The organism is Allosalinactinospora lopnorensis (genome assembly GCF_000981225.1).
In the GTDB taxonomy this organism is placed as follows: domain Bacteria; phylum Actinomycetota; class Actinomycetes; order Streptosporangiales; family Streptosporangiaceae; genus Allosalinactinospora; species Allosalinactinospora lopnorensis.
The window spans coordinates 1-13,995 of the sequence record NZ_LAJC01000097.1 but is presented as its reverse complement, the minus strand read 5'-3'; the positions used below and the strand labels follow the sequence as shown (position 1 = coordinate 13,995).

Below are 13,995 nucleotides of genomic sequence, written 5' to 3'. Positions count from 1 at the left end.
ACAGGTACCCCAACACGCTCGGCAGCCACAGGCTGAGGGCCGGGACGAACGTGATGAGCACCAGCGTCGCGACCAGCGGCACCAGGACGAGCGCCATTCCCCGGGTCACCCGGTGCACCGGGATCCGGGTCACGGTGCTCAGCACGAAGATCACCAACCCGATCGGCGGCGTCAGCAGCCCGATCATGAAGTTCAGGATCATGAAGACGCCGAAGTGCAGCGGGTCCAGACCGAACGCCTGCGCCACCGGGAGCAGCACTGGGACCATGACGAGGATCGCCGCCGTCGGTTCCAGGACCATGCCCACGACCAGCATCAGCAGGTTGACGAGGACCAGGAAGAGCAACGGGTCGTCGGTCACCGTGACCAGGGATCCGGCGACCGTCTGCGGAACCTGCTCGCGGGTCAGCACCCAGCCGAACAGTGAGGCGGCGCCGACGATCAGCATGATCGCCCCGGTCGTCTCCGCGGTCGCCAGCGCCATGCGGTACAGCCGGCGCGAGGTCAGCCGCCGGTAGATGAGCGCCAGCAGCAGGACGTAGACCACCGCCACCCCCGCGGCCTCGGTCGGGGTGAAGATCCCGCTGAGGATGCCGCCCAGGATGATCACCGGTGCGCCCAGAGGGAGCAAGGCGGCCCGCAGGGCCCGCAGTTTCTCCGCGGTCGGCACCTCCGTGCTCCTCAGGTCGGGCTCCTTGCGGACGCGGAGGTACACCGTCGCGCACAGCGCCACGAAGATCAGCAGGGCGGGGATGATGCCGGCGACGAACAGCGCGCCGACGGAGACGCCGGCGGTGGTGGCGTAGATGATCGCGGGGATGCTCGGCGGCATGATCCCGCCGATCAGCGCCGAGGCGCCGCTCAGCCCGACGGAGAAGCGCTCGCTGTAGCCGCGTTGCACCATGGCGTTCACCTGCATCTTGCCCAGTGCTGAGACGTCGGCGATGGCGGCGCCGCTCATCCAGGAGAAGACCAGGCTCGCCGACACGTTGGCGTAGCCGAGGTTGCCGCGGATCCGGGCGAGGAGTTTCTCGGCGGCGGTGAACAGCCGGTCGGTCACCCCGGCCGACGTCGCCGCCGCTCCGGTGAGGATGAACAGCGGGACCGCCAGCAGCGGGAAGACGTCGATCCCCGCTGTGATGCGCTGCAGCGCCGCGGTCAGGGTCACATCAGGGGTGAGGAGGAGGTAGCCGATGCTCGGTGCGGCCAGGGCGAACGCCACCGGGACCCGGGCGAGCATGAGGACGAGGACGGCCGTCGCCATCAGCAGTGCGGTCATGGGTCACGCGCCCTCCGCCAGAGCGGCGTCGTCGCGCAGCGTCTCGGGATGGCGCCACGCGACGGCCGTGTTCACGCACGCGTGCAGGCAGACCAGGGCGAAGCCGAGCACGCTCGCGCCGTAGACCCACCCCAGGGAGAGTCCGGCGGCCGGCGAGTCCACGCGTGCCAGGGTGCTCGCGAACTGCCAGCCGGCGACCACCAGCAGGGCGCTCACCCCGATGACCACCAGGTTCGCGGTGATCTCCAGGACGGCGGTGGAACGCGGGCCGAGAAGGTGGCTGAACAACCTGGCGGTGATGTGCCTCCTCCGCGCCATGATCAGGCCGGCGCCGAGAAACGTCAGCCAGACCAGCGTGTAGCGCGCGAGCTCCTCGGTCCAGACCAGTGGCGCGCCGAGAAGGTAGCGGCTGACGACCTGAAAGACGACCAGACCGAAGAGCGCGGCGAGGAGCGCCACCGCGAGGATGCGCTCCGCCCGCATCAGCAGCCGCATGGTCCGGGAGCGGGACTCAACGAACCCCAGCGGCTCCGGTTCCTCGTCCGAATCAGGATCTGTCGATGTCATTTCCGGGGCACCGCCCTATGTCCGGGGTTCACACGGGTGTATCGCTCGGGAAAATTATGTTCAACATATGGAACGGTAGACAGTATTTCGAAGAGGACGGTAGGCCCGGAGTGTGACCCAGGTCAAGATTCCCACCGCCCGCGATGTACGAATCAGTCCGCGAATGTTACGTTCAGCATCATGGTCGACGTACAGCATGATGTACACAGGGTGTCGGAGATGCCGGACCGTGTCGCCCTGTTCGCTACCTGCGTCGGCGACCTCGCGGCTCCCGGCCCCGCCCGGGCCGCGGTCGAGGTCCTGGAGCAGATGGGGGTGACCGTCGAGGTCCCCGCCGGTCAGAGCTGCTGCGGCCAGCCCGCGCTGAACTCCGGCTTCCCCCGCGAGGCCGCGGCCATGGCGCGCTGCTGGGTGGCGACCTTCGAGCCGTTCCCCGCGGTGGTGACCGTGTCCGGGTCGTGCGCCGGCATGGTGCGGCACCACTACGAGCGGATACTCGACGGCGAGTGGCGCCGGCGGGCGAGCGCGCTTTTCGCGCGCACCTGGGAGTTCACCCAGTTCGTCGCCGCATACGGCGAGGAGCTGCGGCCGCGCCTTGAGGACACCGAGCAGGGCACGGTCACCTACCACGATTCGTGCCACATGCTGCGCAACCTCGGCGAACGGCAGGCGCCGCGGGACGTGCTCGCCGGGATCGGCGGCGTGCGCCTGTGCGAGATGCGCGACCCGGACATCTGCTGCGGGTTCGGCGGCACGTTCTCGGTGAAGTTCCCCGAGGTCTCGACCGCCATGGCCGACCGGAAACTCGACCAGGGACAGGCCACCGGGGCGCGCTACCTCGTCTCCGCCGACGCGGGATGCCTGCTGCACCTGAGCGGGCGCGCCCGGGCCCGCACCGCTGCCGCACCCGCGCCCCGGCACATCGCCGAACTGCTGCGCGACGCCCTGGCCGCCTCCCGCGGACAAGGAGAGCTCAGATGAGCGGCACGCCCCACGGGCGCTCCCGCGCGCTGAACGGGCGGGAGCGGGTACGGCCGCGCCGCCCGGAGTGGGCGGCGCCGGAGTACCCGCCGGGCGCCATCCCGCTGCCGGTCCTCGCCGCGGGTGCGCTGAGCGCCCCCGGCAGCGCGCAGACGACCGAACGGCTCGTCGGTCTGGACCGGGAACTGAACGGACCGGGCTGGTCGCCGGAAATGGCGGAGCTGCGCGAGCGCGGCGCCGCGATCCGCCGCGAGACACTGGCCGACCTTGAGGGGTACCTGGCGCAGCTCACCGGCCGGGTCGAGGCCAACGGCGGAGTCGTGCACCGCGCGGCCACCCCGGCCGACGGCCGCGCGATCATCGCCGGGATCGCCAGGGACAACGGCGTGTCCATGGTCGTGAAGTCCAAATCCATGGCCACCGAGGAGCTGCATCTCAACCGGCACCTGGAGGAGGAGGGGATCGAGGTCGTCGAGACCGACCTCGGCGAGTACATCGTCCAACTGGCCGACGAACGACCCAGCCACATCATCGCCCCGGCCGTGCACAAGGCGCAGGCCGACGTCACCGAACTGTTCGGCCAGGCGGCCGGCGAACCGGTCGCCGACGACCCGAACGCGCTGGCCTCTCTCGCGAGGGACCGGTTGCGCGAGGACTTCCGCACCGCCGATATGGGGATATCCGGGGTCAATTTCGCGGCGGCCGACACCGGCACGCTCACCCTCATGACCAACGAGGGCAACGGGCGCATGGTCACCTCGCAACCGCGCGTGCACGTGGCCGTCATGCCCGTGGAGAAGGTGATCCCGCGCTTCACCGACCTCGCCACGCTGCTGCCCCTGCTGGCGCACGCCGCGTCGAAGCAGACCCTCACGGTGTACCAGACGATGGTCACCGGGCCGCGCCGCGAAGGGGAGGCCGACGGGCCGGAGCGGCTGCACCTGGTGATCCTGGACAACGGACGTACCAGGCTGCCGGGAACCCGCTACGAGGAGGTCCTGGCCTGCATCCGGTGCGGCGCCTGCCAGGGAGCCTGCCCGGTCTACCGGACCATGGGCGGCGGGCACGGCTACGGCGCCGTCTACGGCGGTCCGATCGGCGCGGTCCTGAGCCCGTTGCTGGCGGACGGCGCGCAGCACCGGCAGCTCCCGTTCCTGTCGTCGCTGTGCGGGAAATGCTACGACGTCTGTCCCGTCAAGATCCCGTTGCCGGACATGCTGGTGGACCTGCGCGCCGACTACGAGCGCGACCGCAGGGGCGGGCGGGCCGCACGGCTGGCCTGGCGGGCGTGGGCGGCCGCCTGGACCAGACCCCTGGTCTACCGGATGTCGCTGCGGGCGGTCCGCGCCGCCGACCGGATCCTCGGACAGCGCCTCCTCAGCCGGTTTCCCGGGGCGCGGGTGTGGACCCGCACCCGCGCGCTCCCGCCGCTGCGCCGCGTCGGCGCCTTCCGCGCCTGGCGGAGGAAACGCGCATGACCGGCACCGGCGCGAGCACCGCGCCCAACGTCGAGACCTTCGTCCGGGCCCTCAAGGAGGTGGAGGTCTCGGTGCACCGGTGCGTCGACCGGGCCGCGGCGGCAGGGCGGGCGGCCGGGCTCGTGGGCGGCTCCCCCGCGGTGGTCGACGCCGACGTCGCCTTCCCCGAGCTGACCGAGGGGCTGGACATCACCGGCGACCCGTGGACCGCCGAGTTCGGGATCACAGGGTGGTGGCCGCCTCCGCGACCACCGGGACACTGGCGCTCGCCGCCTCGGCCCGGACCCCGCGCAGCACCTCGCTGGTGCCGCCCACGCACATCGCGCTCGTGCCGCACAGCCGGGTCCTGCGCAACCTGACCGAGGTCATCGAGGCGTTCGCGGCACTGCACCCCACACCGTCGAACATGCAGTTGATCACGGGGCCCAGCAGGTCAGGCGACATCGAGATGAAGCTGGTGCGCGGCGTGCACGGCCCCGGAACGGTACACGTGGCGCTGTTCCCCGACTCGGAGCCGGACTGAACGATGGCACGGCCACGCGCGGGCTCACGGCCGCTCCGAGGGGTCGGGGAGACGCCGGACCACCCAGTCCTCCACGGCCTGGACGTGCTGGGTCGCGGCGACGAACGCCGCCATGCTGTCGCGCCGGCACAGGGCCGTGTGGATGTCCAGATGCTGCTGGTGGGTCTGGGCCGCGACGTTCTCGGCGACCAGGGCGCGCCACACCCGGGCGCGGGCGGTGTGCTGCGCCACCGAGGACGCGAGCGCCCCGAGTGTGGCGTTCCCGGCGGCCGCCACGATGTCCGCGTGGAAGCGCAGATCGGCGCGGACCAGTTCCTCGGGATCGCGCATGGCCCGCATCTCGTCGATGCGCCCGCGCAGCGCCGACAGCCGGTCGTCGGTGATGCGGGTGGCGGCCAGCGCCGTGGCGCCCGGCTCGACGACGCGCCTGCACTCCAGGAGCTCGACCACCCCGTCGTCGTCGGCGAGTTCCAGGAACCGTCCGATGGCCTCGACCACCCGGTCGGGACGAAGGTCGGTGACGAAGGTGCCCGCCCCGTGCCGCACCTCCAGCACACCGGCCAGCGCCAGGGCCCGCACCGCCTCGCGCAGGGACAGCCGCGACAGTTCCAGCTCGTTCGCCAGGACCGGTTCGGGCGGCAGCCGGTGCCCCGGCGGGAACTCCCCGGACTCGATCCGGCGCTTCAGCCGGTCGATGGCCTCGTCGACCACCCCGCTGCCGCCCGGGCGGTCCCCGAACGGGGGACCGCTCCGGCCGTCGCTTCGCCTTGGCATGGCTCAGAGGATCTCATCTCACCGGGCGTGCGCGCCTTCGGGTGCCGACCACGCGGCCCCTTCCGGGTAGGCGTAGTGGCGCAGCGACTCGCGCCTGATCCGCGAGCTGTACCCGGGGGCTTCCGGAACGAGGTAGCGCGCGCCGCTGACCCGGACCGGGTCGGCGAAGTGCTCGTGCAGGTGGTCGACGTACTCCACCATCCTGTCCTGCAGCGACCCGCTGACGGCGACGTAGTCGAAGATCGAGAGGTGCTGCACCAGCTCGCACAGCCCGACCCCGCCGGCGTGCGGGCACACGGGGACATCGTGGGCGGCGGCGAGCAGCAGGGTGGCGACCGCTTCGTTGACCCCGGCGAGCCGGCACGCGTCGATCTGGCAGACGCCGATCGCGCCCTGCTGCAGGAACTGCTTGAACATCACCGCGTTGTGGGCGTGCTCCCCCGTGGCGACGTGCGTGGGAGCGATCCGGCGCTGGATGGCGGCGTGGCCGAGCACGTCGTCGGGGCTGGTGGGCTCCTCGAACCACCAGATGTCGAACTCCGCGAGCGCGGCGTGCCAGACGACGGCCTCCTCGACGCCCAGGACCTGGTTGGCGTCGATCATCAGCCGCCGGTCGGGGCCGATGACGTCGCGTGCGATCCGGCAGCGGCGCCGGTCGTCGTCGAGGTCGGCACCGACCTTGAGCTTGACGGAGTCCCACCCCGCCTCGACGGCCTCGCGGCACAGCCGGGCCAGCTTGTCGTCGTCGTAGCCGAGCCAGCCGGCGCTCGTGGTGTAGGCGGGGTAGCCGTGCGCGCGGATGTGCGCCTCGCGTTCAGCGCGGCCCTGCCGCTTCCGGCGGAGCAGGTCGATCGCCTGTTCCGGGGTCAGCGCGTCGCGCAGGTACCGCCAGTCGACGAGGTCCGCGATCTGTTCCGGGCCGAGGTCCGCCAGCAGCTTCCACACCGGCTTGCCCGCGAGCTTGCCGGCGAGATCCCAGGCCGCGTTGACCACGGCCGCTGTCCCCAGGTGGATCACCCCTTTGTCGGGACCGAGCCAGCGCAGGTGGCTGTCCCCGGTGAGGTGCCGCCAGAAACCGCCGAGGTCGCCCACGATCTCGTCCACGGCCAGCCCTTTGACCCGCTCGCCGACCACGGCCGCCGCATGCGCGGCGAGCTCGGTGCCGCGGCCGATCGTGAACGTGAAGCCGTGCCCCTCGGGGACGGCGGGATCGTCCGCGTGCAGCACCACGTAGGCCGCCGAGTAGTCCGGCGCTGCCTGCATGGCGTCGGAGCCGTCGAGCCGCCGGGAGGTGGGGAATCGGATGTCGATGGTTTCGACCTCGGTGATGCGCGCTGTCACGGGCAGCCTCCAAATCCGCGCCGGGCCGGGGCGCTGGTGAGTCCGGTCGATGCCCCTGATCGTAAAAGACATCTGATGTATTGAGAAGACTCGTACCGAATTTCACCAAGAATGACGGCCAGAGATCCAGCGCTAGAGCAATTCATCAGATGTCTTGGCCTGTTCGCTGGTCCGATGTGCCAGTGCGCGCACGGTAACCGCACGAGGAGAGGAAAAGAGACTGTGGCTGGGATTGTGCGATTCGCCGACACCGACGGCGCCGTCCGTATCGGCCTGCGGAACGGCCGGGAGGGCATCCGGGCGCTGGACGGCGTGGAACGCGTGGCCGATCTGCTGCGGTTGCCGCTCGATCGGTTACGCGAGCGGGTCGAGCGGCACGGGGGACGGCCGGCCACGCACAGGACCGCCGACGTGACGCCGCTTCCACCGGTGGATGGCCACACCGAGATCTGGGCCAGCGGGGTCACCTACGAACGCTCCCGTGAGGCCCGCAACGAGGAGAGCGACGGCAACGACCTCTACGACCACGTCTACACCGCGGCCCGACCCGAGCTGTTCTTCAAGGCCGTGGCCTGGCGGGTGGTCACCCACAGCGAGCCCATCGCCGTCCGCGCCGACTCCACGCTCGACGTGCCCGAGCCCGAACTGGCGCTGGTGGTCAACGCGCACGGCGAGATCGTGGGATACGCCGTGTGCAACGATGTGAGCTCGCGCTCCATCGAGGGCGAGAACGCGCTGTACCTGCCCCAGGCCAAGGTCTACGCCGGCAGCTGCGCCATCGGCTCGCAGATCACCCCCGCCTGGCAGGTCGCCGACCTCGCCGCCCAGCACATCCGGATGCGCATCCAGCGCGCCGGCGGGTGCGTGTTCTCCGGGCAGGTGTCACTGAACGCGCTCCGGCGCGACCCCGCCGAACTGGTCGGCTACCTCTACCGCTCCCAGCCGTTCCCCGACGGGGCGGTGCTGGCCACGGGTACCGGCATCGTGCCCGATATGGACTTCACCCTGGCCGAAGGCGACACCGTCGACATCGACATCAGCGCGGTGGGCGAGCTGAGCAACCCGGTGGTGCGCGGGCTGGACGGCCTGGACTGGCTGACCGGGACCCGCGAACGCCCGGCGGCCCGGCAGCGCGCCTGATCCGGGCCGGCTTCCCGGCCGGGGCGGCAGGCCGCCCCGGCCGGGAAGGGGCCGACGCGGACGCGCGCCCGTGGCGGGCGGGTCCGCGCTCACTGTTCCGCGCTGTTCCCGATGTTGTGGATCCGGCCCCATGTGCTCTTCGTGCCCCAGATGTTCTGCCGCAGCGCCTCCAGTTGCAGCACCTGGCTGTGGTCGACGAAGAGGTTGACCTCGTTGCCGTAATTCTTGACGTACCACTCGAACACCGCCGGGTCGGCCCCTTCGAACATGACCTTCTCCAGGCCGAGCCGGTTGATGATCCGGGCGACCACATCGGTGCGCCATTCCGGCACGTTCTCGGTGATGCCCTCCGACTCGACCATGATGATCTCGGCGCCGGCATCGAGGCCGGCCTCGGCCCGAGCGATGAGATCCCCGGCGTCCTTGGTCCCCTCGGCCGCCAGCTCCGCCGCCGGGGTGTCGCCTCCGGCACCGAACTGGATCCCGACCTCGGGCTTGGCCTTCAGCCCGAACTTGCGCACCCGCTCGACGAGACGCAGCAGGGAGTCCACGGGCAGGCTGATGAACCCGGTGCTGAGCTCGATGACGTCGAAGCCGAGGTCCTTGGCCTCCCGGAGGTACTGGTCGACCGCATCGGGGCCGTGCCGCAGCACGGTCTCGATCCAGCCGCCGCTGGACACGTAGACGTCACGCTCATGGGCGAGGTCGTTCATGGCACGCACGGCCTCGGGCGGCATGAGCGCGAAGGAGCCGCCGGCGTACTTGACCCCGTCGACCCACTGCCCTGCGGTGTCGAGCACGTCCGCGAGGTGCCGCTCGCCGTAGGTGCTGTAGTACGGGCCGCGGATCTCGGTGACCCCCCGACTGCGCGGCTTGTCCTCGCGTGCGGCGCGCGGGATGAAGGAGAAAGCGGTGGTAGCCATGGCTCGCCTCCGTTCCGACTCGTCTCGGACATCCGTCCTCCGGTGACCCGCTGCCCACGAACCTCCGCCCTGAAAGGCCCGGTGGCAGGGAAATCCCTTTTCGGCACCCCGCCCCGAGAAACGGGAATCCGCAGGACAAAAAGCATAAAGTGCAACGCCGACCGCCGGAGCACCGCGATTCCGCGTCCCGGAATTTTCCGGCCCCTCGACGGCCGACCACATTGCACGCCACGCGGAATCCGCTTCCACCGGGGAGGCGAATAGAGTCACCCGAACACCCTCCATCATCGCGACCGGGGAGAACATGGGTCCCGCGGCACAGCAGCGGTCCCATGGATCCGGTTCCGCATCGTCGACGGAAACCGGCCCTCCTTTACGTAAACCCGTTGCAAAGCAATTGCGCCGCACCGCACCGCGATACCGCACTGGTGAAATTCCGGAAAATTCGTCGCCGAATTCAGCCAACCCCGCCGCCTATATGCGCGTCCTCCCAACGGTCACGTCAGCCGACAAGAAAGGGAGCACCCCTTGCGCACGAAGCGCCGAACGGCCCTGGGTACCGCCGCTGCCGCCGCGATCGCGCTCGCGGCCGGCGGTGCGGCCGCCGCGCCGGCCTCCGCCGATGGACCGAGGACACCGGACCATGTGGCCGTCTCCGTCCAGGAGCAGCCCTGGGTCGAACTGGAGGAGGGCACCACCGGTTACCGGGTTGTGGCGATCGGGTTCTTCCTGAACCAGACCGGCCATTTCGACGGGGAGCCTGAACTGGAGTTCACCGCGGAGCTGACCGAAGCCGTCGAGGCCTACCAGTCCGACCGCGGCCTCTCCGCCACCGGCGACGTCGACACCCCAACGTGGGAGCGACTGTCCGACGACATCGGCCTCGTGCGACAGGGTGACCCCCGATCAGACCTGGTCACCGGGCTCCAGTGGTCGCTGTACGACCTGGGCTACGATCTCAGCCCCGATGGCCGGTTCGGTCCCGCCACCGAGAACGCGGTCACGATGTTCCAAAAGAGGAAGCGGATCGACGCCGACGGGATCATCGGCCCCCTCACCTTCCGGGCCATGTACGCCTACGGCGCCCAGGAAGCGGACAACAGCGAGGGAGGCGCCGATCACCGGTGACGACCGGTCAGGTTCCGCGCTGCCGACCGGACTCCGGGAGTCGCCGCACCGCGGCCGCTGGAAGCCCGGCCAGGTGCCCCCGGCCGGGTGTTCCGCGTGAGCGGGCCTGATTCCGGAGGCCCGGGCTCCGATGCCCCTTGACCGGTCCCGCCGCACACACTAGTGGTGTGGCATAGGTCACGATCAGCCGCACGGGCACGGAGGCGCTCCCATGGCCAAAGGCAGCACTGAGTTCATCCGGGTACTGGGGCGGGGGGACATTCTCGCGCTGTCCTTCGGTGCGATGATCGGGTTCGGCTGGGTCGTCCTCACCGGTGACTTCCTGGACAGCGCGGGAAGCCTGGGCGCCGCGCTGGCCTTCCTCATCGGCGGCACCATCGTCGGGCTCGTGGGGCTCACCTACGCCGAACTGGTCTCCGCCATGCCGAAGGCGGGCGGCGAGCACCAGTACGCACTGCGCGGTCTCGGCGCTCGCGGCGGCTTCGTGGCCTCATGGGGGATACTCCTCGGCTACCTCGCCGTAGTGGCCTTCGAGGCCGTGGCCCTGCCCGAGACCGTCCTCTACCTCTTTCCCGATATGAAGGCCGGCTACCTGTGGACCGTGGCCGGCTACGAGGTCCACGCCTCGTGGGCGGCGGTGGGGATCGCGGCCGCCGTCGCGATAACGGCGCTGAACTACGCCGGGATCCGCCCCGCGGCCGTCTTCCAGACCATCGCCGTGCTGTTCCTGCTCGGGGTCGGCGTGCTCCTGGCCCTGGGGTCGGTCGTGGGCGGGTCCACCGAGCAGATGAGCCCGCTCTTCGAGGCCGGCGTCGGAGGATTCCTCGTCGTCCTCGTCGCGACGCCTTTCCTGTTCGTCGGCTTCGACGTCATTCCGCAGTCGGCGGAGGAGGTCAACCTGCCCTACCGCCAGGTCGGACGGATCCTGGTGATCTCCGTGGCCTGCGCGACCGCCTGGTACATCCTGATCATGCTCACCGTGAGCTCCGCCCTCTCCCGGTCGGACCTGCTGGACGCCGACCTCGCCTCGGCTGACGGCATGGCCGCCCTCTGGAACAGCCAGACCATGGGCAACGTGCTCGTCCTCGGCGGTATCGCGGGCATCCTGACCAGCTGGAACGCGTTCATCGTGGGGGCAAGCCGGCTCGCCTACGCCATGGCGAGGTCGGGCATGCTCCCGGAGTGGCTGGGCAGGTTGCACCCCAGGTTCAAAACGCCCGGAAACGCTCTCCTGGTCATCGGCGGGCTGTCGGTGCTTGCTCCGCTGTTCGGCGAAGAGATGCTGACCTGGCTGGTCAACGCCGGAAGCGCGAACATCGTCGTCGCCTACATCATGGTGACCCTGACGTTCCTCGTCCTCCGACGCCGGGAGCCGGACATGGAGCGCCCGTTCCGCACCCCCGCCGGACCGGTCGTCGGCGTCCTCGCCCTGGCCCTCAGCCTCGGGCTGGCCGTGCTGTACCTTCCCGGCATGCCGTCAGCCCTGGTCGTGCCCTACGAGTGGGGCATCGTCGGTGCCTGGTGGGTCATCGGGGCCGTCCTCATCTGGCGGCTGCCCCGGGTCCATCCCGGTGCCGACGCCGAGGACCGGCTCGTCGCCGCCGTGCGCGGCCGCCGGCGGCCCGGAACGGACTCCTAGCGCCGGGGCGCGGAGTCCCCGCGGCGGGACCCGTCCAGAGAGCGCGTTCCCTCTTCTCACCGGAGGTGTACGGGAGCGAAACGCCGCTGGAGCACGGCGGGGACGATCAGCACGGCGCCGGGCATCGCGGCGATACGTGCCGCGGATGTCCGGCACCGGCCAGGTGCCCCCGGTTCCCGGCAGCGTCACACAGGGTATTCCTTTGGTGACAATACGGGCGATCGCGTGCCCCGTACACGCGATCGAGCACCGCCGTGATTGGAGATCCCCCCATGGTCGACATCATCAGCCGGTCGGATTGGAACGCCCGGCCGCCCGTCTCCCGGCAGGGCACCACCTGGGACGCCCGGACCGAGTTCATCGTGCACTACTCCGCCGGCCCCACCGGCCAGACCCCGAGGCAGATCCAGGACCACCACATGGACGGCAACGGGTGGGCGGACATCGGGTACAACTACCTCGTCGACGTCGAAGGCAACGCGTACGAGGGCCGCGGCTGGCTCACGGTAGGGGCGCACGCCGTTGGCCACAACACGTCCGGCATCGGGGTGTGCTTCATCGGGTCGGACGGGGACGCCTCAGACGCCGCGAAGACCACGATCGCCGCCCTCTACAACGAGGCCAACCGGCTCGGCGGGAAGACCCTCACCCGCAGGGGGCACCGCGACGTCAACCCCACCTCCTGCCCCGGCGACGACCTGCACTCGTGGTTGCACAACGGTATGCCGGTCGACTGACATCTATAGGAGCTTCACCGCCGCCCCGGGGGCGGTCCGCGTACGTTCCGGCGTCCTCAGGCTCCGAGAAGTACCGCGAGGTTCGGGATAAGGAGACCTCCCGCGACGGCGATAACGGTGACCAGGGCGATGAGCCCGGCGATGAGCCGGGCGCGGACGATCCCCGCGAGCAGGCCGAACTCCGGGAGGCTCAGCCCTGCCGCCGTGATCACCAGCGCGAAGATGGCACCGACGCCGACGCCCGCGTCGCGCAGCGCCCAGCCCAGTGGGGCGAGTGCCTCGGTCGGCAGGTACAACGGCACGCCGAGAAGCGCGGCCACGGGCACGGCGAAGACCCGGTCCGGGCCGGCGAGGTCGATCACGAGCTCCCGCGGGACAGCGCCGGCGATCGCGACACCGATGGCAGAGGCCACCGCCAGCGGTATGAGGAGTACGCGCACGTGTCCGAGGGCGACGTCCAGCGCCCCGCGCCCCTCCCGGCTCCACCCCCGCCATGGCGGATCCCCGGTGCGGTCGTCGTCCGCGCGGCCTCCGGCACCGGCCGGCACCCGCGCCCGTTCGAGGAGCAGGCGGTCCAGACGGAACCGCTCGGCCAGCACCGCTCCCGCCAGTGTCGCCGCCCCCACGAAGACGGTGAACGCGACGGCCGCCGGCATCCCGAAAAGCACGACCAGCACCACGATGAGCACGGGGTCGAGTACCGGTGAGGCGAGGTAGAAGGCCGCGACAGCGGAGAGCCGCACCCGGGCGCGCAGCAGGCTGAGCAGCACCGGGACCGTCGACCAGCTACAGAAAGGCGTAAGAGCCCCGACCACCAGCCCTTTCAGCGGGGCGACCGCCGCGTTTCCCCCCAGCCAGCCCCGTAACCGGGACTCCCCGATCCGCCGGGTCAGCAGGGTCACCAGCACGGTCAGCGCGGCGAACAGGACCAGCATCGCGGCGAACAGGGCCGCGAACTGCCCGAGCAGCGCTGTCATGCCGGGCCCGCCGGTCCTCCGGCGCGTTCGCGCCACGGCGGCACGGCCGACGCGGGCGCCGGCGCGTAGCCGGTGAGAGATCCCATGACCTGCTTGGCCGCAGCAGGGAACTGCTCGATACAGGACTCGTTGAGGGTGAACCAGCTCGCGGTACCGATCCGCTCCACGAGGACGAACTCGTCGTCGAGCAGCCGCCTAAGGTGGACCGACACCGTCGACTGCGCCACACCGACCGCTTCGGCGAGCTCGCCCACGCGCATCGGCCGCCGCGCGCACGCCAGTGCGTGCAGGATCCGCAGCCGGGTCGGCTCGGCCAGGCACCGGAACCAGGACGCGTAGACCGCGGCCGTCTCGTGGCCGATCAAATCTTTCATCGTTCATCGACGATAAACGATGAAAGATCCGCCCGCAAGCCCACGGTCGACGAGTGAGCACGGCAGCGCGGAACCGGGCTCCGGGGGCTGCCGCGAACCGGCGGCTGGGGGCGAACGGACCGCCGGGACGCTCA

The 13,995-nt window shown here is 70.7% G+C and carries 14 protein-coding genes; 7 read left to right on the top strand and 7 right to left on the bottom strand.

Annotated features, from left to right (window positions below; genetic code table 11):
* Positions 1 to 1,279 (bottom strand): TRAP transporter large permease (locus VS93_RS24005; RefSeq protein ID WP_046472137.1); only part of this gene is annotated, 1,279 nt, incomplete at its 3' end.
* Positions 1,280 to 1,282: 3 nt separating this feature from the next.
* Positions 1,283 to 1,846, bottom strand: a complete 564-nt coding sequence (locus VS93_RS24000) for a TRAP transporter small permease (RefSeq protein WP_046472136.1) — start codon at positions 1,844 to 1,846, stop codon at positions 1,283 to 1,285.
* Between the two features lie 219 nt (positions 1,847 to 2,065).
* Here VS93_RS24000 and VS93_RS23995 point away from each other — a divergent pair, with 219 nt between their 5' ends.
* From VS93_RS23995 to VS93_RS23985, 3 genes are all read left to right on the top strand, one after another.
* On the top strand, positions 2,066 to 2,827 hold the full coding sequence (locus tag VS93_RS23995) for a (Fe-S)-binding protein (RefSeq protein ID WP_046472142.1): 762 nt from the start codon (positions 2,066 to 2,068) through the stop codon (positions 2,825 to 2,827).
* On the top strand, positions 2,824 to 4,305 hold the full coding sequence (locus VS93_RS23990) for a lactate utilization protein B (RefSeq protein WP_052745964.1): 1,482 nt from the start codon (positions 2,824 to 2,826) through the stop codon (positions 4,303 to 4,305). The genes VS93_RS23995 and VS93_RS23990 overlap by 4 nt, the downstream gene beginning before the upstream one ends.
* Before the next feature lie 232 nt (positions 4,306 to 4,537).
* Positions 4,538 to 4,828, top strand: a complete 291-nt coding sequence (locus tag VS93_RS23985) for an LUD domain-containing protein (RefSeq protein WP_162231712.1) — start codon at positions 4,538 to 4,540, stop codon at positions 4,826 to 4,828.
* A gap of 24 nt (positions 4,829 to 4,852) precedes the next feature.
* On the opposite strand, the gene VS93_RS23980 is transcribed toward VS93_RS23985, so the two are convergent.
* Positions 4,853 to 5,602 carry a FadR/GntR family transcriptional regulator gene (locus VS93_RS23980; protein WP_052745962.1) on the bottom strand — a complete coding sequence of 250 codons (750 nt, stop codon included), beginning with the start codon at positions 5,600 to 5,602 and terminating at the stop codon, positions 4,853 to 4,855.
* An 18-nt stretch (positions 5,603 to 5,620) separates the two neighbouring features.
* Positions 5,621 to 6,943, bottom strand: coding sequence for an enolase C-terminal domain-like protein (locus VS93_RS23975; protein ID WP_046472135.1), 1,323 nt, complete (start codon positions 6,941 to 6,943; stop codon positions 5,621 to 5,623).
* A 222-nt stretch (positions 6,944 to 7,165) separates the two neighbouring features.
* Here VS93_RS23975 and VS93_RS23970 point away from each other — a divergent pair, with 222 nt between their 5' ends.
* The gene (locus VS93_RS23970; protein ID WP_046472134.1) at positions 7,166 to 8,083 is read left to right on the top strand and encodes a fumarylacetoacetate hydrolase family protein; all 918 of its coding nucleotides are present in this window, start codon (positions 7,166 to 7,168) and stop codon (positions 8,081 to 8,083) included.
* Positions 8,084 to 8,172: 89 nt separating this feature from the next.
* Here the strand turns inward: VS93_RS23970 and VS93_RS23965 are convergent, their stop codons facing one another.
* Complete coding sequence (locus VS93_RS23965; protein ID WP_046472133.1) at positions 8,173 to 9,006, bottom strand: phosphosulfolactate synthase; 834 nt, start codon at positions 9,004 to 9,006, stop codon at positions 8,173 to 8,175.
* Between the two features lie 528 nt (positions 9,007 to 9,534).
* Here VS93_RS23965 and VS93_RS27340 point away from each other — a divergent pair.
* The 3 genes from VS93_RS27340 (at position 9,535) to VS93_RS23950 (ending at position 12,510) form a co-directional block, all read left to right on the top strand.
* The gene (locus VS93_RS27340; protein ID WP_052745961.1) at positions 9,535 to 10,134 is read left to right on the top strand and encodes a peptidoglycan-binding domain-containing protein; all 600 of its coding nucleotides are present in this window, start codon (positions 9,535 to 9,537) and stop codon (positions 10,132 to 10,134) included.
* A gap of 211 nt (positions 10,135 to 10,345) precedes the next feature.
* Entirely contained in the window at positions 10,346 to 11,773 is a 1,428-nt protein-coding gene (locus tag VS93_RS23955; protein WP_046472132.1) for an APC family permease, read from the top strand.
* Between the two features lie 254 nt (positions 11,774 to 12,027).
* Positions 12,028 to 12,510 carry an N-acetylmuramoyl-L-alanine amidase gene (locus tag VS93_RS23950; RefSeq protein ID WP_338022790.1) on the top strand — a complete coding sequence of 161 codons (483 nt, stop codon included), beginning with the start codon at positions 12,028 to 12,030 and terminating at the stop codon, positions 12,508 to 12,510.
* A gap of 56 nt (positions 12,511 to 12,566) precedes the next feature.
* Here the strand turns inward: VS93_RS23950 and VS93_RS23945 are convergent, their stop codons facing one another.
* Both VS93_RS23945 and VS93_RS23940 read right to left on the bottom strand, forming a co-directional pair.
* Positions 12,567 to 13,487, bottom strand: a complete 921-nt coding sequence (locus tag VS93_RS23945; protein ID WP_046472130.1) for a permease — start codon at positions 13,485 to 13,487, stop codon at positions 12,567 to 12,569.
* Positions 13,484 to 13,861: an ArsR/SmtB family transcription factor gene (locus VS93_RS23940; RefSeq protein WP_046472129.1), complete on the bottom strand. Its 378-nt coding sequence runs from the start codon at positions 13,859 to 13,861 to the stop codon at positions 13,484 to 13,486. Before VS93_RS23940 ends, VS93_RS23945 begins: the two co-directional genes overlap by 4 nt.
* Between the last annotated feature and the right edge of the window lie 134 nt (positions 13,862 to 13,995).

Excerpts from the sequence above, each read along its gene's own strand:
- VS93_RS23965 (WP_046472133.1), bottom strand. The coding sequence starts at position 9,006 with ATGGCTACCACCGCTTTCTCCTTCATCCCGCGCGCCGCACGCGAGGAC.
- VS93_RS23945 (WP_046472130.1), bottom strand. The coding sequence starts at position 13,487 with ATGACAGCGCTGCTCGGGCAGTTCGCGGCCCTGTTCGCCGCGATGCTG.
- VS93_RS23995 (WP_046472142.1), top strand. The coding sequence starts at position 2,066 with ATGCCGGACCGTGTCGCCCTGTTCGCTACCTGCGTCGGCGACCTCGCG.
- VS93_RS23940 (WP_046472129.1), bottom strand. The coding sequence starts at position 13,861 with ATGAAAGATTTGATCGGCCACGAGACGGCCGCGGTCTACGCGTCCTGG.
- VS93_RS23990 (WP_052745964.1), top strand. The coding sequence starts at position 2,824 with ATGAGCGGCACGCCCCACGGGCGCTCCCGCGCGCTGAACGGGCGGGAG.
- VS93_RS24000 (WP_046472136.1), bottom strand. The coding sequence starts at position 1,846 with ATGACATCGACAGATCCTGATTCGGACGAGGAACCGGAGCCGCTGGGG.
- VS93_RS23955 (WP_046472132.1), top strand. The coding sequence starts at position 10,346 with ATGGCCAAAGGCAGCACTGAGTTCATCCGGGTACTGGGGCGGGGGGAC.
- VS93_RS23980 (WP_052745962.1), bottom strand. The coding sequence starts at position 5,602 with ATGCCAAGGCGAAGCGACGGCCGGAGCGGTCCCCCGTTCGGGGACCGC.